The organism is Rhizobium sp. CF142 (assembly GCF_000281145.1).
GTDB lineage: Bacteria > Pseudomonadota > Alphaproteobacteria > Rhizobiales > Rhizobiaceae > Rhizobium.
On record NZ_AJWE01000129.1, the window covers coordinates 1 to 25,747 of the forward strand.

The following is a 25,747-nucleotide window of genomic DNA, read 5'->3' on the forward strand; positions in this document are numbered from 1 at the left end:
CTGGCGGGTGAAGCCGCCGATCGCGGAACAGCCGCTCCCGGGCTGACGCTTGTTGCAAGGCTGGTTCGGATCATAGAAGTACGGACAGCGCGTCCGTTGCAGAAGATTGCCTGCCGTGGTCGCCTTGTTGCGAAGCTGGCCGGATGCACCTGCCAACAGCGCGCGCGACAGCAGGGCGTAATCGCGGCGCACCGTCTCGTCTGCGGCCAGGGTCGTGTTTCTGACCAGAGCACCGATCCTGAGACCGCCCTCCGGCGTTGGGTCGATCTTGTCGAGGCCGAGACCGTTCACATCGATCAGATGGGTCGGACGCTCGATTTCGAGTTTCATCAGATCCAGCAGGTTCGTACCGCCGGCGATGAACTTGGCTTCCGGGTTTGTAGCTGCCGCCTTGGCGGCGCTTTCGACAGACGATGCGCGTTCGTATGTAAAGGCCTTCATGCTTCGATCCCTCCCACTTCCGAGATGGCATCCAGAATGTTGGAGTAGGCACCGCACCGACAGATGTTTCCGCTCATGCGTTCGCGGACCTCGGCGGCGGTGAGCTTCACCGCTTCCGTGAGGTCGCCTGTGACGTGGCTCGGGATGTTTGCCTTGATCTCTTCCAGGACCGCGATGGAGGAACAGATCTGGCCAGGCGTGCAGTAGCCGCATTGAAAGCCGTCGTGCTTGACGAACGCCGCCTGCATCGGGTGAAGGTCGCCCGGACGTCCCAGTCCTTCGATCGTCGTGATCTCGTCGCCGTCGTGCATGACGGCGAGCGTCAGGCAGGAATTGATCCTGTGACCATCGACCATCACGGTGCATGCTCCACATTGTCCGTGATCACACCCCTTCTTCGTTCCCGTGAGGTGGAGGTGTTCCCGCAGGGCGTCGAGGAGCGTGGTTCTGTTGTCGAGTTCCAGTTCGCGCCGCTCGCCGTTGACGGTGAGCGCCACAGGCGTCGTAAGTTTCATGTCCTCTCCCGCTGACTGGGCAGCCGCGTTGCTTGTAGCGGTCCCAGTGACCACGACCGTGGCGGCGGAAGATATAAGAAGCTCCCGTCGAGAAAGTTCCAGTTGGTTGTAGTTCGACATTTCCGCTCCCTTTTCGATAGGCGAGGAATGGGATCAAGGCTCGAAAGCTCTTGCGCGAACTTAGAGAGTAAGGCTCTCGACGACGAAGATTAGGGGCGATTGGCTGCATGGAGTTATGGCCTCAATTCATAAATGATCGAAACGGCGACGAACTCCCTTTGCGCAGACATATGAACTCAGAACATAAGCGCATGCCATCGAACCCGTCTAATCAGATCAATCCCTCCGCGCTATCTTTCGTGTCACCTAAGAAGGAACGCTCGAATGAAGCAGTTGAAGATACTGGTGATCGGGGCGATGGGGAGCGTCGGACGGCTGGTCGTCACGGAAGCGCTGGCGCGAGGGCATGCCGTTCGCGCGATGGTTCGCGACGCCTCCCGCGCCGGTCGAATGTCTGGCGTGGAAGTCGTGGTCGGCGACGTGACGAAGCCAGAGACGCTCGCGCCAGCCCTTGACGGCGTCGACGCCGTCGTCCTGACGGTCAATGCCGATGGACAGGGCAAGGAAGGTGCAGAGGCCGTGTATTACCGCGGCGTCCTTGACCTCATCACAGCCATTGGTCGGCGTCCGGTACGGATAGCGCTGATGACGACGATCGGGGTGACCGAGCGCCGTGGCAGGTATAACCGGTCGAACGAAGGACACGACTGGAAGCGCCGTGCGGAACGGCTCCTGCGCCGGAGCGGTCTCGACTACACGATCGTCCGACCCGGCTGGTTCGACTACAATGACGCCGACCAGCACCGGCTCGTCCTTCTGCAGGGCGACCGCCGCCACGCTGGAACGCCTGAGGACGGCGTGATCGCCCGCAGGCAGATCGCGGAGCTCCTGGTTGCCAGCCTCACGTCGGACGTGGCGAACAGGAAGACGTTCGAACTGGTCGCGGAAAACGGTCCCGCCCAGACGGATTTCGATCCGCTCTTCGCTGCCCTGAAACAGGATCCGGACGACGCACTCGACGCCGTCCTCGACCTCGACAACATGCCGCTCGATCAGGAACCCGAACGCGTCAGGCGCGATCTCGAAGCCGTCGGGCACCCGTCTCACGAAAGGATGATACAATGACAAGCGTGACAGTCGTTATCGGCGCCGGCTCTATTGGACAGGCCATCGCCCGGAGGGTCAGCTCTGGCAAGCATGTCCTGCTCGCCGACCTGAGACAAGAAAATGCCGACGCTGCGGCCAAGGTGCTCAGCGAAGCGGGGTTCGACGTCAGCACGACCGTCGTCGATATTTCCTCCAGGGAGTCCGTCCACGCTCTCGTCGAGGCCGCCACCGCGATCGGCGACGTGACCGGCGTCGTTCATGCCGCCGGTGTTTCTCCATCCCAGGCGCCGCCCGCGGTGATCTTGAAGGTCGATCTCTACGGCACGGCCGTCATCCTCGAGGAGTTCGGCAACGTCATCGCGCCGGGTGGCTCGTGCGTCGTCATCGCCTCGATGTCCGGCCATCGTCTTGCGGCTCTGACCGCCGATCAGGATCGGCTGCTCGCCACCACGCCTGCCGACGCGCTTCTTGATCTTGAGATGCTGCAGCCCGACAAGGTCACCGATCCGCTGAACGCCTACCAGATCTCCAAACGCGGCAACGCACTGCGGGTGAAGGCTGAATCCGTCCGCTGGGGCAAACGGGGCGCGCGCGTCAACACGATGAGCCCCGGTATCGTCATCACGCCTCTGGCCAAGGACGAGCTGACGGGTCCACGCGGCGAAGGCTACCGCCGCATGATCGATCTGTCTCCTGTCGGCCGCGCCGGGACGCCGGACGAGATTGCTTCCCTCGCCGCACTGCTGATGGGCCAGGAAGGCGCGTTCATCACCGGCAGCGACTTTCTGATCGATGGCGGCGTGACCGCCTCGTTCTTCTACGGAGAGCTCCAGCCCAAGTGATGGGCACCTTCTCCTACCAACTCTCAACACTGTCTGAAGGACACTTAAATGCTAGGAACAGTTCTCTATGGGCCGGGCGACGTACGCTGCGAGGAAGTCGCCGAGCCGAAGATCCTCAAGCCGACCGACGCGATCATCAAGCTGTCGGCAAGCTGCATCTGCGGATCGGACCTCTGGCCATTCAGGGGTGCGAACGACACCAGCGAGCCCAAGGCCATGGGCCACGAATATTGCGGCGTCGTGGTCGAGGTCGGTAGCGAGGTTAAGACGGTGAAGCCGGGCCAGTTCGTGGTCGGGTCCTTCTGCCTCTCCGACAACACCTGCCCGCATTGCCGCTTCGGCTTCCAGTCGTCCTGCGAACAGCGTGAGTTCATGGTAGGCGCACAGGCGCCCTACGCTCGCGTTCCCCTTGCGGACGGCTCGCTCGTCGCCACGGCCGAGATGCCTTCGGACGACCTGATCCCAAGCTTGCTTGCGGTATCGGACGTGCTGGGCACTGGCTGGTACGCCGCAGACGCTGCAGGTGTTCAGGAAGGATCGACCGCGGTGGTCGTCGGCGATGGCGCCGTCGGCCTCATGGGCGTGTTGGCTGCAAAGCGGATGGGTGCGGCTCGCGTTATTGCCATGAGCCGCCACAAGAGCCGGCAGGATCTCGCACTCGAATTCGGAGCGACAGATATCGTCTCCGAGCGTGGCGACGCAGGCATCGCCCGGATCAAGGAAATGACGAACGGTGTTGGCGCGGATTCAGTACTGGAATGCGTCGGCCTTGAGGAGTCCATGTCTCAGGCCATCAACTGCGCCCGTCCAGGCGGCAAGATCGGCTTCGTCGGCGTACCACACGGCGTCACCTTCGACGGCCAGAACCTGTTCTTCCAGCAGAAGAGCCTTCTCGGCGGTCCCGCCCCGGTCCGGCGCTACCTGCCCTATCTGATGGATCTCGTTCTCAACCGCGAGATCAATCCGGGCAAGGTCTTCGATCTCGAAGTTCCGCTCGCCGACGTCGCCGAAGGCTACCGCGCCATGGACGAGCGTCGCGCCATCAAGACGTTGCTTCGCGTCTGACGACCTACGGGGCCGCCTACAGGGCGGTCCTTCGCTTTCGACACATATGAAATGGAGCAATCCCATGAAGAAGATCGCAGCCACGATTGCCGCGTCCGCCATCGCCGCCAGCGGCGTTGAAGCCGAAGATCGCCGTCCGCGCGTCGCCCCTGCCGCCGTCTACGAGACGGCGCCGGGTCTGGGCCACTTCACCGACGACGTCCTGTTCGGTGAGGTCTGGGAGCGCAAGGAGCTTTCACCCCGCGACCGGAGCCTGGTGACTGTCGCCACTCTTGTTGCAACGGGCAAGATCGCGCAGACCGGTAGTCACGTCCGCCGTGCGCTCGACAACGGCGTGAAGCCGGAGGAGCTTGGCGAGCTCATCACGCAACTTGCCCTCTACACGGGCTGGCCGAATGCGATGTCGGCGGTAACCGAGACGAAGAAGGTCTTCGACGAACGTGGAATAGGCCCGGTTTCCAACAGTAAAGCGGACCGGATCGAACTGGAGGCCGTAGCAGAGGCAGCGCGATCCGCGACGGTAGATTCGAATGTCGCGCCAACGGCCCCTGCCCTCGCGGACCTTACAAACCGCGTGCTGTTCGGTGATCTCTGGCAGCGTCCCGACCTGTCGGCCCGCGACCGCAGCCTGATCACGATGACCGCCCTGATAGCGATCGGCCAGCCGGAGCAGCTGCCGTTTCATGCCAACAGGGCGATGGACAACGGGCTGACCTCCTCGGAAGCTTCGGAAGTCGTCGCCCATGTCGCGTTCTATGCTGGCTGGCCCCGCGCCATGTCCGCCGTCCCGGTCCTGAAGAAAGTGCTCGACGTTAGGGCTTCGGCCCAGAAGACGCCTGACGCTCCGACCGAGGTTAGAGTCACGCGCGCCGGAGAAGGCAAGGCGACCGCTCCGGAACAGTACTTTACCGGTGCCGTCGAGACGTCCGGCTTTTACAAGAGCGATGGGCCAGCACGGATCGGCGGCGCGACCGTTTCGTTTTCGGCTGGAGCCCGCACGGCCTGGCATACGCATCCGCTCGGGCAGACCCTGTTCATCGTCTCCGGGAAGGGCTGGGTTCAAAAGGAAGGCGGCCCGGCCGAGACCTTTGGTCCCGGCGACGTCGTCTGGATTCCGCCTCATGTGAAGCACTGGCACGGAGCCACGAAGGACGAGGCGATGACCCATTTCGCGGTCGCCGAAGCGCTGGATGGCAGCGTCGTGACCTGGATGGAGAAGGTTTCCGACGAGGACTATGCGAAAGCGAGCCGGATCGATTGATCCGGATTCACCTTGCCGGATGAGACGAGACCAGACCACCAACCCTGAGGAGGAAAGCATGCTAAAACGGAAACTCGGCCGGCGCGGCCCGGAAGTTTCGGCCATCGGCTTCGGCTGCATGGGACTGAACTATCATCGCGGGCCCGCGATGCCCAAACAGGATGCGATTGCGCTCCTCCGGGCCGCCTTCGAGCGCGGCGTGACATTCTTCGACACGGCTGAGGCCTACGGCCCCTTCACCAACGAGGAACTCGTCGGCGAGGCGCTCGCCCCGATCCGCGAGCAGGTCGTGATTGCGACGAAGTTCGGCTTCAAGGACGGGCGACCGGACGTCGGCCTCGACAGCCGGCCCGAAAGGATTCGCCAAGTCGTCGACGAGGCACTTGAAAGGTTGCGGACCGACCGCATCGACCTACTCTACCAGCACCGCGTCGACCCCAACGTCCCGATGGCGGACGTCGCAGGCGCCGTGAAAGACCTGATGGCCGCTGGCAAGGTCTTGCATTTCGGGCTGTCGGAGGCCGATGCAGAATCCCTTCGTGAGGCACATGCCGTTCAGCCGGTCTCGGCGCTACAAAGCGAATATTCCCTGTGGTGGCGTCGCCCGGAGGAGACGGTTCTGCCGACGGTCGAGGAACTCGGGATCGGCTTCGTCCCGTACAGCCCGCTTGGCCGTGGCTTCCTGGCGGGGGCGATGGACGAGAAGACAAGCTTCGATGGCGATAATGATCATCGCAAGACGAACCCCCGCCTTTCCGCCGAGAACCGAGCGGCTAACCAGCCGGTCATTGACGCTATCCAATCGATCGCGGACGAGAAGAGCGCCACCGCGGCGCAGGTCGCGATCGGATGGCTGCTCGCGCGCAAGCCCTGGATCGTGCCGATCCCCGGCACGACGAAGCTTCATAGATTGGAAGAGAATATCGGAGCGGCCACGGTCGCATTTACTGACAACGATCTCGAGAAGATCGATGCTGTGTTTTCAAACCTTACGATCCATGGCGATCGCTATTCGGGCGACTCGGCGGCGCGTGTGGTCAAATAAGGGGATCGGAAAGCGAGCATCCCCGCGATTTAGTCGTGACGAGCAGCTATGAGCGCCTTGAGTGGAATCGAACCACCGAGGCGCATTAGATTCGCCAATGAGTTGAAAATTGCAATCACCTTATGCAAGCGTAACGTTGGCTGTGGCGTAAGCTGCTATTATGACCCAATCCCGTTGGAACGACGCAGTCGTGTGTCGAAAGTAGCCTCAAATTTCTTGGCACTGCCGAGGCTGTGGTTGAATATGAAGGTTCTTGAGCGAGAAACTCGGGAGCTTGGCCGCCGCTTCAATCGGTGATTTCCTTCGTCGGCGAACACTGTAGCGTCGGCATTGTTACCAGGCCAGCTTCAGTTCTGCCCTGAGATAATTGCTGTCGCGGCCGCCCTCAGCTTCGAGCGCCGAGCCGACCTGGTAATGAACAGCCTCCAGCGACCCCGTGAGATTGGGATTGAAGCGGTAGTCCGCCTTGACCTGCACATAAGCTCCGGTCCATGCCTGCCCGTTACCCGCCGTGCCAGCGACGGGAACGCTTGGCAGGGTGTAGACAGCGTCCTGTGTTGTCTGTCGCCAGAGCAGTCCGACCCCGGCCATCAGGGTCAGGTCTTCTGTCGGCTGAACGGTAATCGACGGCTTGAGGTGAACGAGGTTAGCATATCCGGTATGGCCGCCAAGCGAGAAATAGAAGCCGTTCGGAAACAGCGGGTTGAAGGTGCCAAGCGTGCCATCACTTGCGTCCCGGTCGCCGGACGCCACGTCGAACTGCAGACCGATCCGCGGCGACCAGGGGACATCCTCGAAGGTGTAACCAGTCCTCGCACCGACGGCCCAGGCCAGAATATCGGCTGAGCCGACCTGGCCAACCTGTCCCATCGCTTCCGCATCCCAGTCGAAACCTGCATATTTGCCGGCCGTCCGGATATCGAGCACATGCCTGTCCTCCTCACCCGACGCGGTGAGAAAAGTGGCGTCCTTGCGCTGATAGAGCGCGTAATAGGCGGAGGCCTCGATCGTCGGCGAGAGTTGCCGCTCAACGCGGGCGCCGCTGAACAGTGCATCGCCGCTTGATCGATCATCGAAGGGGTTGTCATCCCGATACTGAACCGGCTGGCTGACAAGACCATAGAAGCGCCATGCTTCCGTCTCCCACCCGGCCCAGACGGCATCGAACGCCTGGCGGACATTGGGCCCATCGCGCACCGATACGAACCGCTCCAGGTCAAACGCGAAGTCTTGGCGGCCGACCCTTGCCCTGAAGGTTCCTAGGTCAGTCTCCTGCGTATAGCCGATGAATGCGAGCCGAAGGTCAAATCGGTTTGCGTCGTTAGGGCTGACCACCGTCTTGTCGAACGCACGCACATCCTCGAATTGTGTAAACAGTTGCCAGTTTTCATTCAGGCGAACGTCGATCTGGAACTGCGCACGCTGTAACCAATAAGAATCTCTGGGATTCGCCGGCACGGTTCCGAAAGCCGGCGCATCACTGACTTCGAAGATTTCGCGTAGATTGAGCCCTAACGAGATGTAGCTGTCGGGATTGGAGGGAAACAACGGAATGTATTTGAGACTATCCAGCGGCTCATTCCGCAGTTTCGGATCCGCGAGAAGCGACCAGTCCTCCTGCGAACGGTCGGCTTTTATCGAGGGCCTCTTCTGCTCCAAGGAAAAATCATCCGCCGCCAGGGCTGACCGGTAGCCCCCTTGAGCAAATGCAAGGGCGAAAAGCGAAAGCAGGAGTGACCGCACCATGGATACGAACCGAAGGCTGAGCGCCATTGAAAAAAGCGAGGTGAAACATCTCTGTTGGTCAATCATCTGCTCGCCTTTCAGCCTTCGGCACGTGGCCACATCCTGCGTGGGTGGTCGACGCCGTCCGCCATTGGCACGGCGAAGCATGGGGCGCACACGGCCACCCCAGTTGCGTATCGACCGGCTGAAGGTGGATTCCGTCAGCCGGGGCGTTTATGGTGAAATCGTTTTGGGCTCGTCCGTGGGAGCCTGCGCGGCTGCGCTGCTAGATGACTTCGGCCAACTCAACCACGTTCCTGAAAGGATCGGCGAAGAAAGCAATCTTGCGGCTAATCTCGTTGACCTGAAACGGTTCGGTGAGGATCTTTACGTTGCGGCGGCGCAGCTCTTCCACAGTGGCTTCGATATCGGCGCCGGTCAGGCAGAAGTGGTGGTAACTGGCATGCCTCAAGCTGTCGCCAGATCCTTGTAAACCGGTACCGTATGCGGACCTCGACATAACGACAGACCCCTTGACGCGCTTTGTTTTCGACGGGGTATTGAACGATCGCCGTCAATGTAGACGATGGTTCTTTCGCCGCGGTAGGGTACGCCCGGGCGGCGAAACCGCGGTCCAATGAGCTCCTGCAATGGAACTGTCGGTGGAGCAGGGGGAACCATTCCGCTGGGTTCATTTTTCCCCATGATAGCTGCCGAAGTATTTTACGGGTGACCAAGCCGGAAGGATGTCGGGCAGTTTTGGCGATAGAGCGATGTAGTCCTGTGCACCAAACACTACCTTTCCGTCCATAATAGTCAGTACAGAAGATATAGAGCTGATTTGATCTTCCGGCACGGCGAAGTAGTCCCTGTCGAGCACAACAAAATCCGCCAGGTATCCGGGAGCGATTACGCCCATTTCTGATTCTGTGTTCATGAACCACGCTGCGCCACTGGTGAACAGTTTCAGCGCCTCGGTGCGGGATAGGCGATTGTCCTCGGCAAGTATCTCGGATCCGGACACAGACTTGCCAGATACCATCCAGCTTACAGCCACCCAAGGGTTGAACGTGGCTGCCCGGAAGGCGTCGGTGGTCATGGCCAGCGGCATGCCGCTATCGACGAGCATGCGCAGACGCGGCGTCTCCAACGCCTTCTCGCGACCATATGTCCTGATGAAGCCATCGCCGTGGAGCGCCATTTTGGCGTCCAGGGCGATACCGCCCCCCAGCTTTTTCACCCGAGCGATGTTCTCCGGACTGATGGTCTCAGCGTGCTCAAGACTCCATTTCAGGCCATCGAGCGGGATCGTCTTGTTCACCTTCTCCAGCGCGTCGAGAAAGGGGGAGATGTTCTCGTTGTAGCTGACGTGCATTCGGAACGGGATGCGCCGCTGGACCAGCTTCATCACATCCTGCTCGACGAAGCGCCGCATCTTCTCGGGCTCGATGATGACCGCCGGACGGTCGAAGTTCTCATGATCGTGCACTTCCCCGCTCAGAACCTCCCCGGCACCTCGATATTCATGGCCATGTGCCAGGATGGGATGCAGGTTTTGTCCTGGACTTATCGGCGCTGTTTTTGTGATCGCCTCGATTTCCAGATCCACCATGTTCACCGGTCCGCCGTCGCCGAGTTGCAAGTCCACAAAGGGCATGCGCACATTGAGACGGTTGTCTCGCGCAAGCACGTCTACCCTCGCCTGGGCCTCCGGGTAGGGCCACCTACCGCCGTTATCAATGATCGAGGTCACGCCGAACCGGTTCAGACCGTGAATGCTATAGACCATCGAACTCACTTGTTCGTCGAACGTGGGCTGCGGCACCATGCTCTCGAGGGCGAGAAACAACCAAGTATAACCGTGGATCACACCAGTGGGATTACCGCGGCTGTCCTTTTCGAATTCGGTGTCCGGCACCTTTGGGAACCGATCGGTACCCACGCCAAGCGCCTCCATCGCCTGCTTGTTCAAGAAGGCTTGGTTATAGGCATATTGCACGATCAGGGGGCGATCGGGCACGGCGCTGCGCAATTCATCCAGCGTGGGGAAGCGGTTCTCCTCAAATTGGTAGGGTGACCAACCTCCGATCACTTTGACCCATTGGCCCTTCGGCGTACGTGCGGCCTGCTCGCTCAGCATAGTCAACGCCCGGCGCAGCGTCGGCACGCCATCCCATCGAACATTGTAGTTATAGGCCAGATCGTTGAGGACATGGATATGGGCATCAATGATGCCGGGAATGAGTGTGCGGCTGCGAGCATCAATAATCTCGGTGTTGGAGTTCTTTAGACCGAGAATGTCCACATCGGAGCCGACGGAATAAATGCGGCCATTCTTGACCGCCAAAGCCGAAGCTTCAGGCTGAACACGGCTGCCGGTGAAGATCTTTGCATTGATAACGATCAGATCGGCGCCGGGCTGTTCCTGCGTCGTTTGTGCCTGAACTACAGAGAAAGAAAAACTTGTCACAAACGCGATGAATATCTTTCTGATCATTTTATCCTCGTTCTACTGATTTTACGAAATGCGGTCATTCGGAGCCGGTGCCATGCGGATGCGCGCGATGGGCGAAGAAGTGAGTCCAAGCGCTCGCGAAAGGTCATCACTTTATTCGCATGCCGTCGTTGAAGGCCGACTTGTCGGAAGACAAAACCCTTGTGAAAACGTCCAAGTGGACAGTGCCATTGCAATTTCGGCTACGGTAGGCCATCAAACTGACACACCGTGTCGCCGAAAAGGAAACACCAATGGATATTGAGGAACTGCGCACCTTCGTGGAGGTTGCTGACGCAACCGGCGTCACACAGGCAGCGCGCCGGCTTGGCGTTTCCAAATCGCTCGTCAGCCGACGGCTTGCGCGACTTGAGCAATTCCTGGGCGTTCAGTTGCTCGCGCGAACGACGCGCGGGGCCTCCTTGACCGAAGCTGGCGCAACATTTCGCGAGCATGCGGCAAAAATCTGCAGCGAGTTTGAAGTTGCGAGGGAGGCCACTCTCCCTTCAGGAGATCTTCGCGGCCGGTTACGTGTCGCTGCGCCGCTTTCTTTTGGCCCAACACATTTTGCTCCTATCCTCTCACAAATGGCGCGCAGGCATCCGCAACTGCAAATCCTTTCTTCCTATACCGATCGTTTCGTAGATCTCGTCGGAGAGGGGTTTGACTGCGCTATTCGGCTTGGCCACCTTCAAGATTCTGTCCTAATCGCACGACGTGTCGGATCGATCTTCGGCATTCTGGTTGCGAGCCCCGAATACATAGAAGCTCACGGCGCTCCCGAAAAACCCGGCGACATCGTAGATCATCAAGTCGTCATGCGAGACGACGAGAGGTGGCAATTCATGGATGGCGATAAAATTGTTACGGTGCGTCCCCAGGGACGCTTCGTAGCTGATAGCGGAGTATCACTCGTATCTGCCGCTCTGGATGGTATTGGGATCGGCTACCTGCCGGAACCGCTTGTCGCGGATCATATTCGTTCGGGCGCACTGGTGCCAATCATGACGCGTCATCCGATTCCGCCAGCCGGCATGTTCGTCGTAAGGCCGCCCGGCCAGCATCCCTCGCGAAAGGTGAGGATCCTCACTGAAATGCTTATCGAACGTTTCGGAACCGCGGCCGTCAAGGACGGCGCGGCAGGCCTCGGTAGGCAAGGCGAATGATCAGCATGTGGGTAACGGGTCGCCGCGAATCCCGATTATACAGGAATCTGACCTGCATCAGCGATCGCGGACGCGGCCAGTCCTTCCCAACGTCACGAAATGGCTCTCTTAGTGCCGAGTTGATCAGCAACGAAAGGTGCCGCTGATGCAATAATGGCGCGGTGCTGGATGCCGATGGATGATCCACCGCTATTTCGCTGGGTAAGGCTCAACGTCTGCTGACCAATAATGCTTGGCGATATTCTGGGAGTTGCGGATGACGTTGTAGGCAGTTTCAGGGTTTCCCCCTTCGAATGTATCCGGGTCTGCGCCACACATGAGACAATACATTCGCTGGTGAACAACTGCCGCGAAATATTGCATTGCCGGCACAGCATCTTCCTGGCCGATCGCTCGCATATCCTCGGCAGCTTGTTTGGTCGCCTGTTCCAGTGCACAGGAGACCGCGGCAGCAAGAGTCTTGTCGGTGCGACTGATGACCTCGGCGATCTGGCGTTCTGCCAAAGTTTGATCAGGAGTGTTTTCGGCCATTGTTTATCTCTCCGGCAGCAGCTTGAACGGCCTGCTTCGCCTCTTGAAACAGGTGGGTGTTCTTCCGCGTTCGGCAAAATTTTCACTTTCTCAAAACATCCTGCCATTCCGCATGGCGCTCTATCTGCGCTTTCGCGAATGGGCAAAGCGGTATGATCGTGATGCCTTCGCGCCGGGCGTCCTCTACCGCCTGCCGGACCAATTGCTCGCCGATTTTTCGACCGCGCAACGCGGCAGGAACATCCGTGTGGTCGATGATGATCAGCTTTTGACCCGCACGACTGTATGTCATTTCGGCTTCGTTCCCATCAACAACGATCAGGTAGCGCCCCTCGGACATGCCATCTTCCCGTTCAACCTCTTCGCTCATCGCATTTCCTCCGTGTTTAAGGCGCCGACCCGCCCCATCCTCAGATGGTCTCCAAATTAAAGCCGATCGGCAAAAATCAATCGGGCAAGGGAATGTGCTCATCCCTGTCGTCAACCGGGAGATCGAAACGCCCCTTCCCCCAGTTCTCGGCCTGCCATTCGGCCTTGGCCTCTTCGATGCGCTCCTTGGAAGAAGCGACGAAATTCCACCAGATATAACGTGGCCCTGAAAGCGTCGCGCCACCCAGTGCCATCAGCCTTGCACCTTGGCCGCCTGCGGTTACCGTGATCCTGTCACCGGGACGGAACACCATCATCTGCGGCGCTTCGAAGTCCTGGCCGGCGATCGAGATAGAGCCTTCGACGATATATATCCCACGATCCTCGTGATCGTCGGGCATGGGCAGGCGAGCACCTGCTTCCAGCGTGATATCGGCATAGAAAGTCTCGGAAAACATCGTCGCGGGAGCGGCCTTGCCATAGGCATTTCCCAGGATAAGCCGAACCGTGACGCCACGATCCTCGATCATGGGCAGCGCCTGTGTACCATGATGTTCGAACAACGGCGCCCTATCTTCATGGCTGTCGGGAAGCGCCACCCAGGTCTGGATTCCCAGCAGGCTTTGCGGCCCGCTGCGGCCCTCTGGCGTAGTGCGCTCTGAATGCGTGACACCCCGGCCCGCGACCATCCAGTTCAGAGCTCCGGGGCGAATGATCTGGTCGGCGCCTGTGCTGTCGCGATGATGGAATTCACCGCGATAAAGATAAGTGACGGTGCCGAGGCCAATATGGGGGTGCGGTCGAACATCGATGCCCTGACCAGTCAGAAGTTCCGCAGGCCCGACCTGGTCGAAGAAGATGAACGGGCCAACCATCTGACGCTTCGGCGCGGGCAAGGCGCGCCGAACCTCAAAGCCACCGAGGTCGCGCGAACGTGGAATGATGAGGGTGTCGATCGCATCCAGGCCGACCTCTTCAGGACAGGCTGGCGCAATGGCGGGATTCCAACTCATGTGTGTTCTCCTCTTCACTGTGCAGGATAGGCGCCGCTCGCCTACCCTTTCGTTGTGCTACCGATCGGCCAAAGCCGCCACCGACACTAGAAATCGACGGCACCCGCGACTAGCTGCGGCGAATGCTACGCTGTGTTGCAGCAAGCGGAACGCGCTGTTTAAGGCATCAACTTCCGGCGCCCCAAAGATGCGCGTCAGTCTCAAAGGATTCGATCAGGAATTCCGAGAGGATCCGCACCTTTCGGGATGGATGCGGGCTGGGGGGCCGTACGACATAGACCCCGCCGACCGGTAGCGGAAAACGGGTCATGATCGGAACGAGGGCCCCTGACACGAGATAATCACGGGTGACACAATCGGGGAGCCAGGCGATGCCGAGCCCCTCGGCGGCTGCGCTCGCAAGCGCCATGCCGTTGTCGGTCCTGAAGCGGCCCTGCGGCTGCACGGTGATGATCTTTTCGCCATCCATGAATCGCCAGCTCTCCGCACCAACCAAAGCCTGGTGCGACGCGATGTCTTCCGGCGTCTCCGGCGAGCCATGCAATCTTATATAGTCCGGGCTCGCCACCAGCTTGCCGTAGATCTGGCCGACGCGTTTTGCGATCAAATTCGAATCGCGAAGAGCGCCGACACGGATTGCACAATCGAACCCGTCGACGATCAAGTCAGCGAACCGATCGCTGTAGTCGGCATGGATCTGAAGCTGCGGGTGGTGGCGCGCCATTTTGGCCAGAACCGGTGCGAAATGTACCGGGCCCGATGTCAGCGGAACTGCAATCCGGAAACGTCCACGAAGGTCACCTTCCGGCAGGATCGCCTCGCGAGCAGTGTCGATCTCGGTGCAGACCCGTGCTGCGTGGTCCCGAAACAAGACCCCTGCTTCCGTCAGACCGGCTCCGCGTGTCGTTCGAGCAAGAAGCTGGGTGCCGAGCGCACCCTCGATCCTGGTGAGGGCGCGGCTGACCATGGACTTGGAGACCCCCAGTCTACGCGCAGCCGAAGTGATGCCTCCCGAATCGGCAACCTCGACGAATACCCGCAGATCTTCGACGTCCATTTGGCATTACTCCGTTGCGACACGGTGGATACCCGTCCTATCGCGCCGCCCTGATGATCGGAGCGACCTCCGTGCCCAGAAGCTCGATCGACTGCTTCATCGCGGCCGTTTCAAGCGAAGCGGTACTCATCTGGAAGGTGATGCGCGATAGACCGCCAAGCGTTTCGTTGGCCTGCAGCATCTTGGCGGCAACAGTTTTCGGATCGCCGACCAGGAATGCACCGTCAGGACCCGCCATGATCTCGAACTGCTGTCGCGTCGGTGGCGACCAGCCGCGCTCACGACCGATCTTCGTCGTCAGATGCGCCCATCCGGGAAAGAAGGCATCCTTTGCGACCATGTCGGTCTCACCGACGAAACCCATTGCATGGACTCCCACCTTGAGTTTTTCGCGATCATGCCCGGCGCGCAGGCCACTTTCGCGATAGAGATCGACAAGGGGCCGGAAGCGCTCGAAGCTGCCACCGATGATCGCCACCATCAAGGGAAGGCCAAGTGCACCGGCGCGTGCGAAGGATTCCGGCGAACCGCCGACGCCAATCCAGACTGGAAGCCGCGATTGATGTGGACGCGGAAAGACGCCTTGCCCTTTGAGTGGCGGACGAAAGCGGCCTTCCCAGGTGATATCTCTCGTTTCGCCGAGCTTGAGAAACAGATCGAGCTTTTCGGCGAAAAGCTCGTCATAATGACGCGTATCCAGCCCGAATAACGGATAGGCCTCGACGAAGGAGCCTCGACCGACCACGAGCTCGGTACGCCCCCTGGAAATCAAGTCGAGCGTCGCGAATTCCTGGAAGACACGCACCGGATCGGCCGCGCTTAGAACCGTGACCGCGCTCGCCAACCGGATACGGGTAGTGCGGGCCGCGGCCGCGGCCAAAATGACAGTCGGAGCGGAGTCGAGAAACTCAGCCCGATGATGCTCGCCGATACCGAAGACGTCGAGCCCGACGCGATCAGCGACAACGACCTCCTCGATAAGCTCGGCCATGCGATCCGACGGTGACGGGAGCTTACCCGTTTTCGGATCAGGAAGGATGGCTGCAAAACTGTCGATACCGATTTCCATGCTTGGTCCTTAAGTTGATTGCGCGGTTCGTTGTCGTCGCTACCAGGCCGGCTTCATTTCCGCCCTCAGATTGTCGCCGTCACGGTGGTCGCAGGCGCATCTTTCGCGTCGGTGCACGGCTGGGCCAAGCGTGAACTCGCTTGAGTCGGGATGGCGAGGCTCGACTTTGGGGCCTTTACGGTGACATCAATTCGAGATTCCGCCATCCCAGTCAGCTTTTAAAGACCGGCCTGGCTGGCCGCCTGTACGGGCGTATTGAGGAGCTGCTGCTCCCACAGATAGGCGATGCCGCTACCACCGGCATGCTCGATGATGACGTCCGTCAGCGCAGCGGCAGTTTCCTCGCGAGCCCAATCGCGCTGCCATTCTGCGGCGATCGCGAGCCAGGTCATCATGTTGATGCCGGCCCCGATCATCCGCTGGATGGCGACCTGATGCGCTTCGACCGAGGTGCCACCCGATGCGTCGGTAATCACCGTAACGTCCCAGCCCTCGCCGGCAGCCTGGATAGCCGGCATCGCAACGCAGACTTCGGTCCACAGACCGGCAATGATGAGCTGCTTGCGGCCGGTGGCCTTGACCACGTCCACCACTTTCGGGTCCTGCCAGGTGTTGATGAATGTACGGTCGATCACCTCTTGTCCCGGGAAAACATTAGTGAGGTGTTTGAAGAGCAGACCACCGCGGCCGGCGATCACACTCGTCAGGATTGTAGGAACGTTGAAAACCTTTGCCGCTTTCGCAAGCGCCGTGGTGTTGTTCACGACCGCCTGCGGATCGTGGCTGTTCACGTTTGCGAGCTGATAAGGCTGATGGTCGATCATGACGAGGACGGAGTCTTCGGGACGAAGAAGTGAGTCAAGGCCGTTACGAAAGGTCATACTTACATCCTGTGTTGGCGGTTGATTGAGACAAACTGCAGGAGGGGCGAACACCCTCCGAAGCGTCGTCTGCGAAAGGACCTTGTCATTCCCAATTTCGATGCGGTAGTCATCGTTTGTGCCGAACAGTGTCGCGGAACGGGGAACGCAGCATGGACATCGAAGATCTGCGCACGTTTGTAGAGGTTGCGGATGCGGGCGGAGTGACGTCTGCTGCGCTCCGGCTGGGTGTCTCCAAATCAATGGTCAGCCGACGGCTCGTAAGGCTCGAGGCTGAGCTTGGGGTCCAGCTGCTTGCAAGGTCGACACGCGGGGCGTCCTTGACGGAAGCGGGCGCCACTTTCCGGGATTATGCCGCCAGGGTCAGCGCCGAGATCGATGTCGCCAGAGACACGATCCTGCCCGCCGGCGAACTGAGCGGCCGCCTGAGAGTTGCTGCACCCCTTTCCTTCGGACCCACCCATTTTGCATCTGTTATTGCGCAAATGGCATCTCGCCATCCGCAACTGCAGATCCAGACCAGCTATAGCGACCGTTTCGTGGACTTGATCGCGGAAGGGTTTGATTGCGCGATCCGGGTCGGTACCCTTCAGGATTCCAACCTGATTGCAAGACGCGTCGGCCCCCTCCATGGAAAATACGTCGCGAGCCCCGCCTATATCAAAGCCCATGGCTCCCCGGAAACACCGGAGGAACTCGTCACGCATCAGGCGCTTATGCAGGGGATGGAAACGTGGCAGGTGATGGACGGCGACAAGATCCTGACCATTCGCCCGCAGGGCCGTTTCAAGGCTGACAACGGGGCGGCTCTCGTCGTCGCTGCCGCGGCCGGTTTGGGTATCGCGGCCCTACCCGATGGCCTCACCCGGGACTATCTCAATTCCGGCGCGTTGGTGACGGTCATGAAAAATCATCCGCCGCCACCGGCCGGAATCTATGTCGTTCGTCCGCCGGGACAGCACCCCTCGAGAAAGGTCCGCGTCCTGACCGAAATGCTGATCGAGTGTTTCGATGATAGCGGGCAAGGAAACGAACAGCCCATCTAACGGATATAGAGCGGCAGATCGAGACGGTCCCGGAGCTGACGCGCAGGCCGGCGACTATGTCGGCAGATACTTTGAGTAGAACGCCGTCAGCCCGGGCAACCAACAGCCATTACCAAACACTACGCAAGCGCACCGCCGTCCACCGTAAGGATGGTGCCGGTAATTTGCCGGGCCGCGGGCGTTGCGAGGAAAGCGACTGCTGCCGCGACATCCTCCGGCTGGTTAAAGCGGCCAAGGGCGCTGAGACCACGCTGATAGTCGGCGAATTCCCCCGTCTCGGGATTCGCGTCGGTGTTTGTCGATCCAGGCTGGACGAGATTAACCGTTATATCTCGGGCGCCCAGTTCGCGGGCGAGGCCACGGTTGAATGCCTGGAGCGCGCCTTTGGTCATATAGTAGACAGTACCAGGCACGCCGGCTATGCGATCCGCGCCCGCTGATCCGATGGTAATGATGCGCCCGCCTTCCTTGAGGTGGGGGATGGCAGCCTTTGCGGTCAGAACAGGCCCACGCACGTTAACGGCAAGCAGCGCGTCGATGTCCTCGATCGTGAAATCTGCAATGTTGTTGTATCGCGCAATCGCCGCATTGTTGACGAGAATGTCGAGACCGCCCAGCGTGCGGACAGTTTCGTCCACTGACCGCTGGATGGCCGAGGGATCCGCGCTGTCGGCCTGTATCGCGATTGCCTTGCCCCCATTCCTTTCAATAGTCCGGAAAAGTCGCTCCGCGCTGTCGGCGGATCGCTCGTACGTTATCGCAACGTTCGCACCTTTCTCCGACAGAGCAATCGCGATCGCGGCCCCGATGCCACGCGATCCACCCGTGACGAGCGCATTCTTTCCAGCTAGTTCCTGCATGGTCGAACCCTTTCCTATTCCTGTCGCCTTGACGCCGATTTAGAGGCTCATTCCTCGCTACGGGCTGCTCCGGCAGGCTTTTTGTTGAGCCTCAAAATAGGCAGTTGCGACGCAGGCAACATTCCTGATCTTCCCAGACACTTGCCTGATCCTACCAAATCACTACATGCTGGCGTGATGTTCGACCCTGTGAAGCCATCGACACTTCTGCTGAACGCCGTCGCTCCGTTTGTTTCGGCGCATGCGGGTACAGTCGGCGTTCCTACCCCCGTTCCGCGCTTGACTATTTGGACAAGCACAAGGGCCACGTCGCCCACTCCGGCGGTGTTCGAACCCATGTTCTATGCGGTGTTGCGCGGAACCAAAGTCTTGATCATGGGCGCCAATCGGTTCGAACTGGCCACAGGCGCTTGCGCGGTATCGTCCTTTGGCCTGCCCTACAGCCACCAATTGACCGGCGCTAAGCCTAATTTCCCCTATGTCGGCATCAGCCTTCATCTTGATGCCGATATTTTGACGCGCGTCATGCTCGATATCCCCAAGCGTGAGGACCGTTGGACATGCGCAGTCGCCGCCGGCGATCTGGACGGACCCGTCGGCGACGCATTTGCTCGCCTCGTCGGGCTGCTGAAAGCGCCCGACGATATCGGTGCGTTGGCACCACACTACGAGTTTGAGCTTTATTATCGCCTGCTTCAGAGCTCGATGGGCGACACGCTGCGACAGGTCAGCCAGAGAAACGGCCGATTTCAACAACTCAAGTCGGCGGCCGATTGGCTCGCTTCCAATCATAGCGAGCCTGTCAATATTCCTGAGCTGGCGGCGGCTTCTCACATGAGCGTCACAAGCTTTCACAGGCATTTCAAGGAAGTCACCGGGTTCAGCCCACTTGCGTTTCAACGCCATATCCGTTTGCTTGAGGCGCGGAAGCTCCTTGCCGGCGGCAGCACCAATGTTTCGCGCGTGGCGTATGAGGTGGGTTATAAAAGCCCGTCGCAGTTCAGCCGCGAGTACAAGAGCATGTTCGGCAGCGCGCCGGTGGCTGATCTGGAGCGGTGAACCCAGTCGTTATCCGCTGACGGAAGAAAAAAGTCGATGGCTTCGGCGGGGACTGGAGGACATCAGTGTGTCGCGTAGTGCTGAGCGAGCACGCGGCTGGGGCGTGCCCGTGCCTGGGAGCGACGAAGTTATCTATGTCTGGTTCGATACTCTGGCGAACTATCTCAGAGGGCTCGACTACGGTTCCGACTAAACCCTGTTCTGGCGAAACTGGGCACAGCAAGGCGAACCCTCCCACTTTGTCGGCAAGGGAATTTCCAAGTTTCACGCGATTTACTGGCCTGCGATACTCCTGTCTGCCGGAGTGCTGCTCCCGTCATCGATCTTCGTTCATGGCTACGTGGAGAGGTTCTCCTCCCGCGGCAGGCAGTGGTGCGAACGAGGTCATGATTCAGCGCGGGCGCTTCCGATAACGCCTACGCGCCATCCAAAGACCGAAACCGCTATGCAACAAATTCTTGCAGCGGTTTCGCTGTTCTCTCGTCAGTCAGGACTCACACCGTCAACATCCGGAGCAGGCCTTCCAGACTTCTCTCGCCCTCCTTGGTCTGCGCTCCTGCTTTCAGTCCGCCCCGGATGAGCTTTTCGGCAGCAGGGAGTTCGAACAATCCTGCCCAGGCCTCATGCTCGCGCTGAAAGCCATCCCGCAGGTCTTCGGGAGGCAACGCCCTCTTGGCCGCGGCGATGACGCCGGTGGGCAGTGCGGCGATGTTGCGTGCCAAACGCTCGACGAAGCCGTCGAGTTCAGAAGCCGGCAGTGCCCGGTTGATCCACCCATATCGCTCCGCCGTCATAGCATCGACGAGATCGGCGGCAAGGATCACTTCAAGAGCTCGGCCACGCGTCATCCGGCTGGACAGATACTGGGTGGCTCCGCCGCCCGGCGTAATCCCCATCAACGCCTCGCATTGAGCAAGCCCTGCCAGCCCTTCCGCAGCAAACACCATGTCCGCCGCCGCGACAAACTCAGCTCCGCCGCCGCGGGCGAGCCCTGCGAGCTTGACGATCGTCACTTGTGGCTGCTGTCGTAGAAGTTCGCCAAATGCCTGGAACGGGTTGAGGCCTTCCGGAGCTTCAAGGGCGATCTCGTCGAAGGCGTGCGGTTCATCGATCAACGTCATGTCGACATGGGCAATGAAGAACTCGGGGTCCGCACTTTGGAAAACCAGCACACGGGTGTCCGGATCGTTGCGAACAGAAAGGAGAAAGTGGCGGATCTCCCTCATCAGGGGGACATCGAGAACGTTTACCGGCGGGTTGTTGATCGTGATCGTGGCAACGCCGTCTGTCCGACTAATCCGAAGCCGGCTGAAATCTGTGTCTGTCATATGTAGGTCTCTGTTCTTCGGGAACCTCTGGCGTCGCACATGCGCCATTGACCCTAAAGTATTCATCGGATACCTAGCGTCAATTACGCACCATAAGCATCCCAGGGATGCTTGAGGATACCGATGGATGAACCGACCGATGAAAATGGCCCGGTCTACCGTGCCGACTGCCCGAGCCGCGTGATCCTCGACCAGATCGCCGACAAGTGGTCGATGATGGTGCTGGCCGTGTTAAGCGAGCCCCGTCGCTTCAATGCGATCAAGCGTCGCCTCGATGGCGTGACCCAACGCGTGCTGACACAGACGCTTCGAAAGCTGGAGCGCAACGGTATGCTGACGCGCAGGATCCTGGATGGGCGTGTGCTCGGGGTTGAATATGCCTTGACACCCCTTGGCAGGTCGCTGCAAGGGCCGTTCTCAACCCTGTTCGACTGGACCGTCGAGAATATCGACGTCATCCAGGATTGTCAGCGCAGCTACGATGCGCGCGAGGATTAGGGCCGACTTGAGCGGCGGTTTACGCGCAGCCCAATTCAGCGGGTGAAATAGCATGTACGCGCGAGTCGAGGCGTGGGCCTCGTTGACGACGTTTCGGGATATCTCGATCAAAGCCACCTGCATGCTCACCGTTGATCGATGGGTGATGGCGCTGTAGCTTCCACTTCGCAATTTGGACGAACGACACAAGGATAAGGTCTCTCATGCCAACGGGTACGGTTAAATTCTTCAACGACGACAAGGGGTTCGGCTTCATAACGCCTGAGAATGGCGGCCAAGATGTATTTGTTCACGTGTCTGCCTTGCAACGCGGTGGTTCGCTCCGGGAAGGCGATAAAGTCAGCTTCGAGGTCGGACAGGATCGCAAGACCGGAAAGTCGAAAGCTGAGAACGTCTCGGTGCTCTAATCAACGGTCGTAGATTTCCCAGCCTGTCCAGGCAGGCTGGGCTTCGCGTGAAGATACCATCGCAGGCCAACGCGAAACAAGCTCGGCGAGCTTGTTCGCCACTTCTGTCATAGTATTTTCTTGGGTGCTGAGGCCGCTTCGCGAGGCCAGAAGGGGGCTGACGTTGCGGAGAGCCTCATATGTCGTGTTGTGGACGATCGGTACAAGCTGTTCGGTCGCCAGAAGTGCCGAGAGTTCTTTATCGGCAACGCCCGCTGCTGGAAGACGGCGCAGCAATGCCGGCGTCACCAGCACGATGCCGACGCGCGACTTTACCAATCCTTTGTCAATCTCTCGAAGCAAAGACGTACCGAGGGCAACGTCCTTTTCGCTAAACCAAACCGATACGCCACGTGCTTCGAGAAGATCATGCAGCATCCTGGCATCCCCCTGCCGATCGTCCCATGCATGACATAGGAAAACATCACGGAGATCGGGTAGCTCCGCTCGGACTTCGGCAGTCTGACGAATTGGCGTGAGCGCCAACACTTCTGTAGGCGTGTACAACACAGACGAACCGGCTTTCGACCATTTCGCTCGCACACGAGCTAACCCGCTGCCGCTGCTTCTTAAGGAAGATTGATAAGACGGAGAACTTGAGGGGTACGAACCATAACCGCTACTGTAACTGCTGTAGCCACCATAGCGGCTGCGGCCACGGCATGCCGGGCAGTTCGCTGCGGCACTCGCTGAGCGATGCCCTTCTGTCGGTGCTGTGCATTGGGCCATTGTAAGACCTCTCCATGATGGAATGTTGCGTTCAATTGTCCTTGATCGTTGTGCGCGGGTTGGCCTTGCCGTGCTTTGTTGTCACGAAGCGACCGGAGATGGCACTCCGATAGGTGCCTCCAGTGCTCCCGCCACCCTTCGCTTCCCGCACGGTTGGCTTGTTCTCTCGCGTGGCCTATTCGTGAACTCTCTTGAGTCCAGAGATTTTTAGCCAGGGTAAACTTACTTTGCATTGATTCATCGCAATGCTCTCCGGCGAGGCAGCGATAAGCTGTTGCGGTCGACGGCAGGCTTTGCGCGCCCTCAAACTCTGAGCTTGGCGTCCGACAGGCGCGGATGTGACGGCTTTTGGAACAGTTCGTCGGGCAGTGTGCTCACTGCTGCTGGCGTGTAAATCACATCGGCCATCCGCGCACTCAAGCTTCGATCACACCCAGGGAGGATTTGATGAGCGAATATCGGTGGCCGATATGGCTACGCTTGTTCGTCGGCATTTACGTGTTTGCGACACCCTTGATTGTGCCATGGGCGTTGCCTAGCTTGGCCATCTCCGACGTGATCGTCGTGTCACACGTCGCATTTGGTCTATTCATTACGATGGTATCTTGGCTTTCATTGGCATTTCCGAAAAATTGGCAGGCAATAATTCAGATCGGTGCAGGCTCTTGGCTCGTGGTGTGTCCATGGCTGCTACGTTTCCACGAGGAGACATTCGTTAGCTACAGCAACGTCGCCGCCGGGGCTACGATTTTTCTTCTCGCTGTTTTCAGTATCGCAACAGGCGCACTCACGCAGGATCACGAGCACTTTTAGAACAATCATCGTGTCGCCCGGCGATGCCCTGTATCCATTGTAGGCGTGGAAGCCATCCGCCGTGTGGAAGCCGCGGCGGAGATAAACCGCCGTCATATTGTCCTTGCTGATCAAAGCATTGGAGATCGGCAGCATCGGGATCGCCACAGTGCTATGCCGTGACGGCGAGCATCAGCAGCCGCCCTCCGATCATCGTTTAGATTTCAATCATGGTCCTTGATCCTACTCAACCACGAAATGCGCATATTACCGAGGCAGATGAGCGGAACCGCGTTGTCTTTGGCATCGGCTTCACCATTTCGCCCTTCATTGCGTTGCTCGCGTTCAACGACCTGGTCGGTCAAGATCAGGTTAAAATAGGCATGTTGCTCGGCTCGATCATTTCCGCGTCGTGGGCACGGCCGTGCTCCTCGAATGATCGTTGAGGCGCCTGCAGATCATTTTGCGGCGTGAGAGCGCGAATTTTTGCGCACCTTCTAAGGCGTGTCCAGCCGCACCAGAAGCATTCTGCTCTCACCACGCCATCACGGAACAGATGCCCATCAAATTCGACGGTGGAATGCTCTTTTACCCCAAGGATCGCGGGGTCACGAACCGCTCAAGGTAACCGGTACCCGCTGCAATTTCGTCCCAGCCCTCGAAGTCGAGGTCGATGATGGCGAGCGCCGTAGTTGGGAACTTCTCCCGCATGCGTCCTACTGCATCGGCCTTGCCGCCCGTTATAATAAGCGTGGCAGCACTCTCAATGCCGGGATTATGGCCAACGATGAGCAGCGTGCGGATGCCCGGGTCGACGGTCCGGATCAAATCCAGGATGCGCTCGCCCGATACCTCGTAGATATCCGCCTCGCGCTCGGAGACCGTTTTGGGAAGCGCATCGCGAACGAGCCTCCACGTTTCCTGCGCCCGGCGGGCGGGCGAAACGAGCGCAAGATCGGGAAACAGCCTTTCGCGTACCATGTAGGCTCCCATGACGGATGCTGCCTTGCAACCTCGAACTGCCAATGGTCGATCACGGTCGGCAACGGCGTTGGGCCAAGCGGATTTGGCGTGGCGCAGAAGCATGAGGCGGTGTTTCGGAACCATGGGTTCACCGTCAATTTCGCTCGAGGCCGGGCACAGGTGAGATCTCCGTTTCGTGTTGGAGCAAGGACAGTCTCCGATACGGCTTTCAGATTAGCGGATGTCGCCGGCAGGTGCAGTTATTCGGTTAGTCCGTCGGCTCAACTAGATCGTCCAGTGTTTCGACCACGGCCCGAACCACATCGGCGCGGCTGACGATGCCGACCAACACGCCATTACGCAGGATAGGAACGCGCTTGATCTGATGTTTCAGCATCAGATCGGCCAACTCAGCAAGTGAGGCTTCCTCATCACCAGATATGATCGAAGTGTGCATCATCTCGCGGACGTGCTGCTGGTTGATACGGATTTCGGCGAGAAACTCCGGTGCCAGTGCCTCGCCTTCTGCTAGCATGCGTAGCCATTGCGCTCGCTTACTTTGAAACTGCGCGCCGAAGTGGCGCATAACATCACCTTCGCTGACCAATCCAAGCAGCCGTTTATCGGCGTCGACTACAGGTACGGCAGTGACGTGATGGAGCAACATGAGCCGGGCGGCCTCAGCCACGGTCGTGTCTGGCGAGACAGTAACTAAATCCGTTGTCATTACTGACTTGGCGGGGATCGTCATATATAGGCCTCCTACGAATCCAGAAGCACGCAGAATACTTCACTGACTTGCCGAACGCCTTGACCCAGCGCAATTTGCGATGACTCGGTCGCTGCCCTTTGGAGATGATCACGCCTCAGCGGCGATGCTGTAGTCGGGTGGTTACGAATTGCACCGATGCCCTTGCTGCCGTTGGGAATAACCCACTCGACCTTTCAAGGTAGAAGAACGACCCTGAATTTTTGACGAGAGCGCTGCTGGCGATAACGCAGCAATAGTGGTCGAGAACGACAACAGGTTGGGTCGTGGTATCAGCCACCCCAACGGCCCGCACTTCACCCGTGTTCATCAAGCGATATAAATCCTCCATTGCCATTCTGGCCTGTCCACTGATGGTCCTCTTGACCCGTGAAAAATAGAGGCAGGACAACCTTTGGGAACCCCAGAGTGAGCTGTTCCAATGCCGGAGGACCAAGCGTTATTGTAAGCGACAAGCTGGGGCAGTCAGCTTTGACGCCTGAACTCTAAGCTTGATTGTGTCGGAAAACGAAAAAGCCTGCCGCGGGAGGAGGTGCGGCAGGCCTCTCGAAATATTGAACAACGGCTGGGAGGAGGATTGCCGCTGTTCTGTCAGGCGCCCCTTGGGAGGAGGAAT

General features: G+C 59.3%; 28 protein-coding genes and 1 pseudogene. 12 read left to right on the top strand and 17 right to left on the bottom strand.

The window, feature by feature from the left end:
• Both PMI11_RS32380 and paoA read right to left on the bottom strand, forming a co-directional pair.
• Window positions 1–441: FAD binding domain-containing protein (locus tag PMI11_RS32380; RefSeq protein ID WP_007825970.1), on the bottom strand; the 441-nt coding region annotated here is incomplete at its 3' end.
• Complete coding sequence (gene paoA, locus PMI11_RS32385; protein ID WP_007825971.1) at window positions 438–1,076, bottom strand: aldehyde dehydrogenase iron-sulfur subunit PaoA; 639 nt, start codon at window positions 1,074–1,076, stop codon at window positions 438–440. The genes PMI11_RS32380 and paoA, both read right to left, overlap by 4 nt.
• Before the next feature lie 264 nt (window positions 1,077–1,340).
• Here paoA and PMI11_RS32390 point away from each other — a divergent pair, with 264 nt between their 5' ends.
• The 5 genes from PMI11_RS32390 (at window position 1,341) to PMI11_RS32410 (ending at window position 6,336) form a co-directional block, all read left to right on the top strand.
• On the top strand, window positions 1,341–2,141 hold the full coding sequence (locus PMI11_RS32390; protein ID WP_007825972.1) for an SDR family oxidoreductase: 801 nt from the start codon (window positions 1,341–1,343) through the stop codon (window positions 2,139–2,141).
• Window positions 2,138–2,965: an SDR family oxidoreductase gene (locus tag PMI11_RS32395; protein WP_007825973.1), complete on the top strand. Its 828-nt coding sequence runs from the start codon at window positions 2,138–2,140 to the stop codon at window positions 2,963–2,965. The genes PMI11_RS32390 and PMI11_RS32395 overlap by 4 nt, the downstream gene beginning before the upstream one ends.
• Window positions 2,966–3,013: 48 nt before the next feature.
• Window positions 3,014–4,030, top strand: a complete 1,017-nt coding sequence (locus PMI11_RS32400) for a zinc-dependent alcohol dehydrogenase family protein (RefSeq protein WP_007825975.1) — start codon at window positions 3,014–3,016, stop codon at window positions 4,028–4,030.
• A 64-nt stretch (window positions 4,031–4,094) separates the two neighbouring features.
• Window positions 4,095–5,291: a (R)-mandelonitrile lyase gene (locus PMI11_RS32405; protein ID WP_007825977.1), complete on the top strand. Its 1,197-nt coding sequence runs from the start codon at window positions 4,095–4,097 to the stop codon at window positions 5,289–5,291.
• 58 nt (window positions 5,292–5,349) lie between these two features.
• Window positions 5,350–6,336 carry an aldo/keto reductase gene (locus PMI11_RS32410; RefSeq protein ID WP_007825979.1) on the top strand — a complete coding sequence of 329 codons (987 nt, stop codon included), beginning with the start codon at window positions 5,350–5,352 and terminating at the stop codon, window positions 6,334–6,336.
• Window positions 6,337–6,669: 333 nt separating this feature from the next.
• Here the strand turns inward: PMI11_RS32410 and PMI11_RS32415 are convergent, their stop codons facing one another.
• The 3 genes from PMI11_RS32415 to PMI11_RS32425 all read right to left on the bottom strand — a co-directional run bounded on the left by PMI11_RS32415 (window position 6,670) and on the right by PMI11_RS32425 (window position 10,558).
• The gene (locus PMI11_RS32415) at window positions 6,670–8,148 is read right to left on the bottom strand and encodes an alginate export family protein (RefSeq protein ID WP_007825981.1); all 1,479 of its coding nucleotides are present in this window, start codon (window positions 8,146–8,148) and stop codon (window positions 6,670–6,672) included.
• A gap of 199 nt (window positions 8,149–8,347) precedes the next feature.
• Window positions 8,348–8,581, bottom strand: coding sequence for a VOC family protein (locus PMI11_RS32420; RefSeq protein WP_202803166.1), 234 nt, complete (start codon window positions 8,579–8,581; stop codon window positions 8,348–8,350).
• Between the two features lie 171 nt (window positions 8,582–8,752).
• Window positions 8,753–10,558, bottom strand: a complete 1,806-nt coding sequence (locus tag PMI11_RS32425; RefSeq protein WP_007825989.1) for an amidohydrolase — start codon at window positions 10,556–10,558, stop codon at window positions 8,753–8,755.
• Between the two features lie 251 nt (window positions 10,559–10,809).
• Between PMI11_RS32425 and PMI11_RS32430 the strand changes: the two genes are divergently transcribed.
• On the top strand, window positions 10,810–11,721 hold the full coding sequence (locus PMI11_RS32430) for a LysR family transcriptional regulator (RefSeq protein ID WP_007825991.1): 912 nt from the start codon (window positions 10,810–10,812) through the stop codon (window positions 11,719–11,721).
• Between the two features lie 189 nt (window positions 11,722–11,910).
• Here the strand turns inward: PMI11_RS32430 and PMI11_RS32435 are convergent, their stop codons facing one another.
• From PMI11_RS32435 to PMI11_RS32460, 6 genes are all read right to left on the bottom strand, one after another.
• A complete protein-coding gene (locus tag PMI11_RS32435) occupies window positions 11,911–12,252 on the bottom strand; it encodes a hypothetical protein (RefSeq protein ID WP_007825992.1) in 342 nt (113 codons plus the stop codon).
• An 82-nt stretch (window positions 12,253–12,334) separates the two neighbouring features.
• The gene (locus PMI11_RS36930) at window positions 12,335–12,622 is read right to left on the bottom strand and encodes a GNAT family N-acetyltransferase (protein WP_007825993.1); all 288 of its coding nucleotides are present in this window, start codon (window positions 12,620–12,622) and stop codon (window positions 12,335–12,337) included.
• A gap of 76 nt (window positions 12,623–12,698) precedes the next feature.
• The gene (locus PMI11_RS32445) at window positions 12,699–13,634 is read right to left on the bottom strand and encodes a pirin family protein (RefSeq protein ID WP_007825994.1); all 936 of its coding nucleotides are present in this window, start codon (window positions 13,632–13,634) and stop codon (window positions 12,699–12,701) included.
• Window positions 13,635–13,800: 166 nt separating this feature from the next.
• A complete protein-coding gene (locus PMI11_RS32450; RefSeq protein WP_007825996.1) occupies window positions 13,801–14,691 on the bottom strand; it encodes a LysR family transcriptional regulator in 891 nt (296 codons plus the stop codon).
• A 37-nt stretch (window positions 14,692–14,728) separates the two neighbouring features.
• Window positions 14,729–15,760: an LLM class flavin-dependent oxidoreductase gene (locus PMI11_RS32455; RefSeq protein WP_007825998.1), complete on the bottom strand. Its 1,032-nt coding sequence runs from the start codon at window positions 15,758–15,760 to the stop codon at window positions 14,729–14,731.
• 218 nt (window positions 15,761–15,978) lie between these two features.
• The gene (locus PMI11_RS32460; protein WP_007826001.1) at window positions 15,979–16,641 is read right to left on the bottom strand and encodes a hydrolase; all 663 of its coding nucleotides are present in this window, start codon (window positions 16,639–16,641) and stop codon (window positions 15,979–15,981) included.
• Window positions 16,642–16,793: 152 nt separating this feature from the next.
• Between PMI11_RS32460 and PMI11_RS32465 the strand changes: the two genes are divergently transcribed.
• Window positions 16,794–17,687: a LysR family transcriptional regulator gene (locus PMI11_RS32465; RefSeq protein WP_007826003.1), complete on the top strand. Its 894-nt coding sequence runs from the start codon at window positions 16,794–16,796 to the stop codon at window positions 17,685–17,687.
• 119 nt (window positions 17,688–17,806) lie between these two features.
• Here the strand turns inward: PMI11_RS32465 and PMI11_RS32470 are convergent, their stop codons facing one another.
• On the bottom strand, window positions 17,807–18,547 hold the full coding sequence (locus PMI11_RS32470) for an SDR family NAD(P)-dependent oxidoreductase (RefSeq protein ID WP_007826005.1): 741 nt from the start codon (window positions 18,545–18,547) through the stop codon (window positions 17,807–17,809).
• 84 nt (window positions 18,548–18,631) lie between these two features.
• On the opposite strand from PMI11_RS32470, the gene PMI11_RS32475 reads away from it, so the two are divergent.
• Window positions 18,632–19,606, top strand: coding sequence for an AraC family transcriptional regulator (locus tag PMI11_RS32475; protein WP_244430737.1), 975 nt, complete (start codon window positions 18,632–18,634; stop codon window positions 19,604–19,606).
• Window positions 19,518–19,949: pseudogene (locus PMI11_RS36935) on the top strand (class I tRNA ligase family protein); the annotation flags it as partial. The gene PMI11_RS32475 and the pseudogene PMI11_RS36935, both read left to right, overlap by 89 nt.
• A gap of 151 nt (window positions 19,950–20,100) precedes the next feature.
• Here the strand turns inward: PMI11_RS36935 and PMI11_RS32480 are convergent.
• Complete coding sequence (locus PMI11_RS32480; protein ID WP_007826011.1) at window positions 20,101–20,934, bottom strand: enoyl-CoA hydratase/isomerase family protein; 834 nt, start codon at window positions 20,932–20,934, stop codon at window positions 20,101–20,103.
• 123 nt (window positions 20,935–21,057) lie between these two features.
• On the opposite strand from PMI11_RS32480, the gene PMI11_RS32485 reads away from it, so the two are divergent.
• Window positions 21,058–21,432: a winged helix-turn-helix transcriptional regulator gene (locus PMI11_RS32485; RefSeq protein ID WP_007826017.1), complete on the top strand. Its 375-nt coding sequence runs from the start codon at window positions 21,058–21,060 to the stop codon at window positions 21,430–21,432.
• A 203-nt stretch (window positions 21,433–21,635) separates the two neighbouring features.
• Window positions 21,636–21,839: a cold-shock protein gene (locus tag PMI11_RS32490; RefSeq protein ID WP_007826019.1), complete on the top strand. Its 204-nt coding sequence runs from the start codon at window positions 21,636–21,638 to the stop codon at window positions 21,837–21,839.
• Here the strand turns inward: PMI11_RS32490 and PMI11_RS32495 are convergent, their stop codons facing one another.
• A complete protein-coding gene (locus PMI11_RS32495; protein ID WP_007826020.1) occupies window positions 21,840–22,607 on the bottom strand; it encodes a toll/interleukin-1 receptor domain-containing protein in 768 nt (255 codons plus the stop codon).
• 690 nt (window positions 22,608–23,297) lie between these two features.
• Window positions 23,298–23,555 carry a hypothetical protein gene (locus PMI11_RS38310; RefSeq protein WP_007826031.1) on the bottom strand — a complete coding sequence of 86 codons (258 nt, stop codon included), beginning with the start codon at window positions 23,553–23,555 and terminating at the stop codon, window positions 23,298–23,300.
• A 74-nt stretch (window positions 23,556–23,629) separates the two neighbouring features.
• Between PMI11_RS38310 and PMI11_RS37550 the strand changes: the two genes are divergently transcribed.
• Window positions 23,630–23,845 carry a Na+/H+ antiporter NhaA gene (locus PMI11_RS37550; protein ID WP_157179723.1) on the top strand — a complete coding sequence of 72 codons (216 nt, stop codon included), beginning with the start codon at window positions 23,630–23,632 and terminating at the stop codon, window positions 23,843–23,845.
• Between the two features lie 142 nt (window positions 23,846–23,987).
• On the opposite strand, the gene PMI11_RS32505 is transcribed toward PMI11_RS37550, so the two are convergent.
• Window positions 23,988–24,506 carry a SixA phosphatase family protein gene (locus PMI11_RS32505; protein ID WP_037072608.1) on the bottom strand — a complete coding sequence of 173 codons (519 nt, stop codon included), beginning with the start codon at window positions 24,504–24,506 and terminating at the stop codon, window positions 23,988–23,990.
• A 124-nt stretch (window positions 24,507–24,630) separates the two neighbouring features.
• Window positions 24,631–25,113: a CBS domain-containing protein gene (locus PMI11_RS32510; RefSeq protein WP_007826035.1), complete on the bottom strand. Its 483-nt coding sequence runs from the start codon at window positions 25,111–25,113 to the stop codon at window positions 24,631–24,633.
• Window positions 25,114–25,747 lie beyond the last annotated feature (634 nt).

Excerpts from the sequence above, each read along its gene's own strand:
- paoA (WP_007825971.1), bottom strand. The coding sequence starts at position 1,076 with ATGTCGAACTACAACCAACTGGAACTTTCTCGACGGGAGCTTCTTATA.
- PMI11_RS32390 (WP_007825972.1), top strand. The coding sequence starts at position 1,341 with ATGAAGCAGTTGAAGATACTGGTGATCGGGGCGATGGGGAGCGTCGGA.
- PMI11_RS32395 (WP_007825973.1), top strand. The coding sequence starts at position 2,138 with ATGACAAGCGTGACAGTCGTTATCGGCGCCGGCTCTATTGGACAGGCC.
- PMI11_RS32400 (WP_007825975.1), top strand. The coding sequence starts at position 3,014 with ATGCTAGGAACAGTTCTCTATGGGCCGGGCGACGTACGCTGCGAGGAA.
- PMI11_RS32405 (WP_007825977.1), top strand. The coding sequence starts at position 4,095 with ATGAAGAAGATCGCAGCCACGATTGCCGCGTCCGCCATCGCCGCCAGC.
- PMI11_RS32410 (WP_007825979.1), top strand. The coding sequence starts at position 5,350 with ATGCTAAAACGGAAACTCGGCCGGCGCGGCCCGGAAGTTTCGGCCATC.
- PMI11_RS32415 (WP_007825981.1), bottom strand. The coding sequence starts at position 8,148 with ATGATTGACCAACAGAGATGTTTCACCTCGCTTTTTTCAATGGCGCTC.
- PMI11_RS32420 (WP_202803166.1), bottom strand. The coding sequence starts at position 8,581 with ATGTCGAGGTCCGCATACGGTACCGGTTTACAAGGATCTGGCGACAGC.
- PMI11_RS32425 (WP_007825989.1), bottom strand. The coding sequence starts at position 10,558 with ATGATCAGAAAGATATTCATCGCGTTTGTGACAAGTTTTTCTTTCTCT.
- PMI11_RS32430 (WP_007825991.1), top strand. The coding sequence starts at position 10,810 with ATGGATATTGAGGAACTGCGCACCTTCGTGGAGGTTGCTGACGCAACC.
- PMI11_RS32435 (WP_007825992.1), bottom strand. The coding sequence starts at position 12,252 with ATGGCCGAAAACACTCCTGATCAAACTTTGGCAGAACGCCAGATCGCC.
- PMI11_RS36930 (WP_007825993.1), bottom strand. The coding sequence starts at position 12,622 with ATGAGCGAAGAGGTTGAACGGGAAGATGGCATGTCCGAGGGGCGCTAC.
- PMI11_RS32445 (WP_007825994.1), bottom strand. The coding sequence starts at position 13,634 with ATGAGTTGGAATCCCGCCATTGCGCCAGCCTGTCCTGAAGAGGTCGGC.
- PMI11_RS32450 (WP_007825996.1), bottom strand. The coding sequence starts at position 14,691 with ATGGACGTCGAAGATCTGCGGGTATTCGTCGAGGTTGCCGATTCGGGA.
- PMI11_RS32455 (WP_007825998.1), bottom strand. The coding sequence starts at position 15,760 with ATGGAAATCGGTATCGACAGTTTTGCAGCCATCCTTCCTGATCCGAAA.
- PMI11_RS32460 (WP_007826001.1), bottom strand. The coding sequence starts at position 16,641 with ATGACCTTTCGTAACGGCCTTGACTCACTTCTTCGTCCCGAAGACTCC.
- PMI11_RS32465 (WP_007826003.1), top strand. The coding sequence starts at position 16,794 with ATGGACATCGAAGATCTGCGCACGTTTGTAGAGGTTGCGGATGCGGGC.
- PMI11_RS32470 (WP_007826005.1), bottom strand. The coding sequence starts at position 18,547 with ATGCAGGAACTAGCTGGAAAGAATGCGCTCGTCACGGGTGGATCGCGT.
- PMI11_RS32480 (WP_007826011.1), bottom strand. The coding sequence starts at position 20,934 with ATGACAGACACAGATTTCAGCCGGCTTCGGATTAGTCGGACAGACGGC.
- PMI11_RS32485 (WP_007826017.1), top strand. The coding sequence starts at position 21,058 with ATGGATGAACCGACCGATGAAAATGGCCCGGTCTACCGTGCCGACTGC.
- PMI11_RS32490 (WP_007826019.1), top strand. The coding sequence starts at position 21,636 with ATGCCAACGGGTACGGTTAAATTCTTCAACGACGACAAGGGGTTCGGC.
- PMI11_RS32495 (WP_007826020.1), bottom strand. The coding sequence starts at position 22,607 with ATGGCCCAATGCACAGCACCGACAGAAGGGCATCGCTCAGCGAGTGCC.
- PMI11_RS38310 (WP_007826031.1), bottom strand. The coding sequence starts at position 23,555 with ATGCTGCCGATCTCCAATGCTTTGATCAGCAAGGACAATATGACGGCG.
- PMI11_RS37550 (WP_157179723.1), top strand. The coding sequence starts at position 23,630 with ATGGTCCTTGATCCTACTCAACCACGAAATGCGCATATTACCGAGGCA.
- PMI11_RS32505 (WP_037072608.1), bottom strand. The coding sequence starts at position 24,506 with ATGGTTCCGAAACACCGCCTCATGCTTCTGCGCCACGCCAAATCCGCT.
- PMI11_RS32510 (WP_007826035.1), bottom strand. The coding sequence starts at position 25,113 with ATGACGATCCCCGCCAAGTCAGTAATGACAACGGATTTAGTTACTGTC.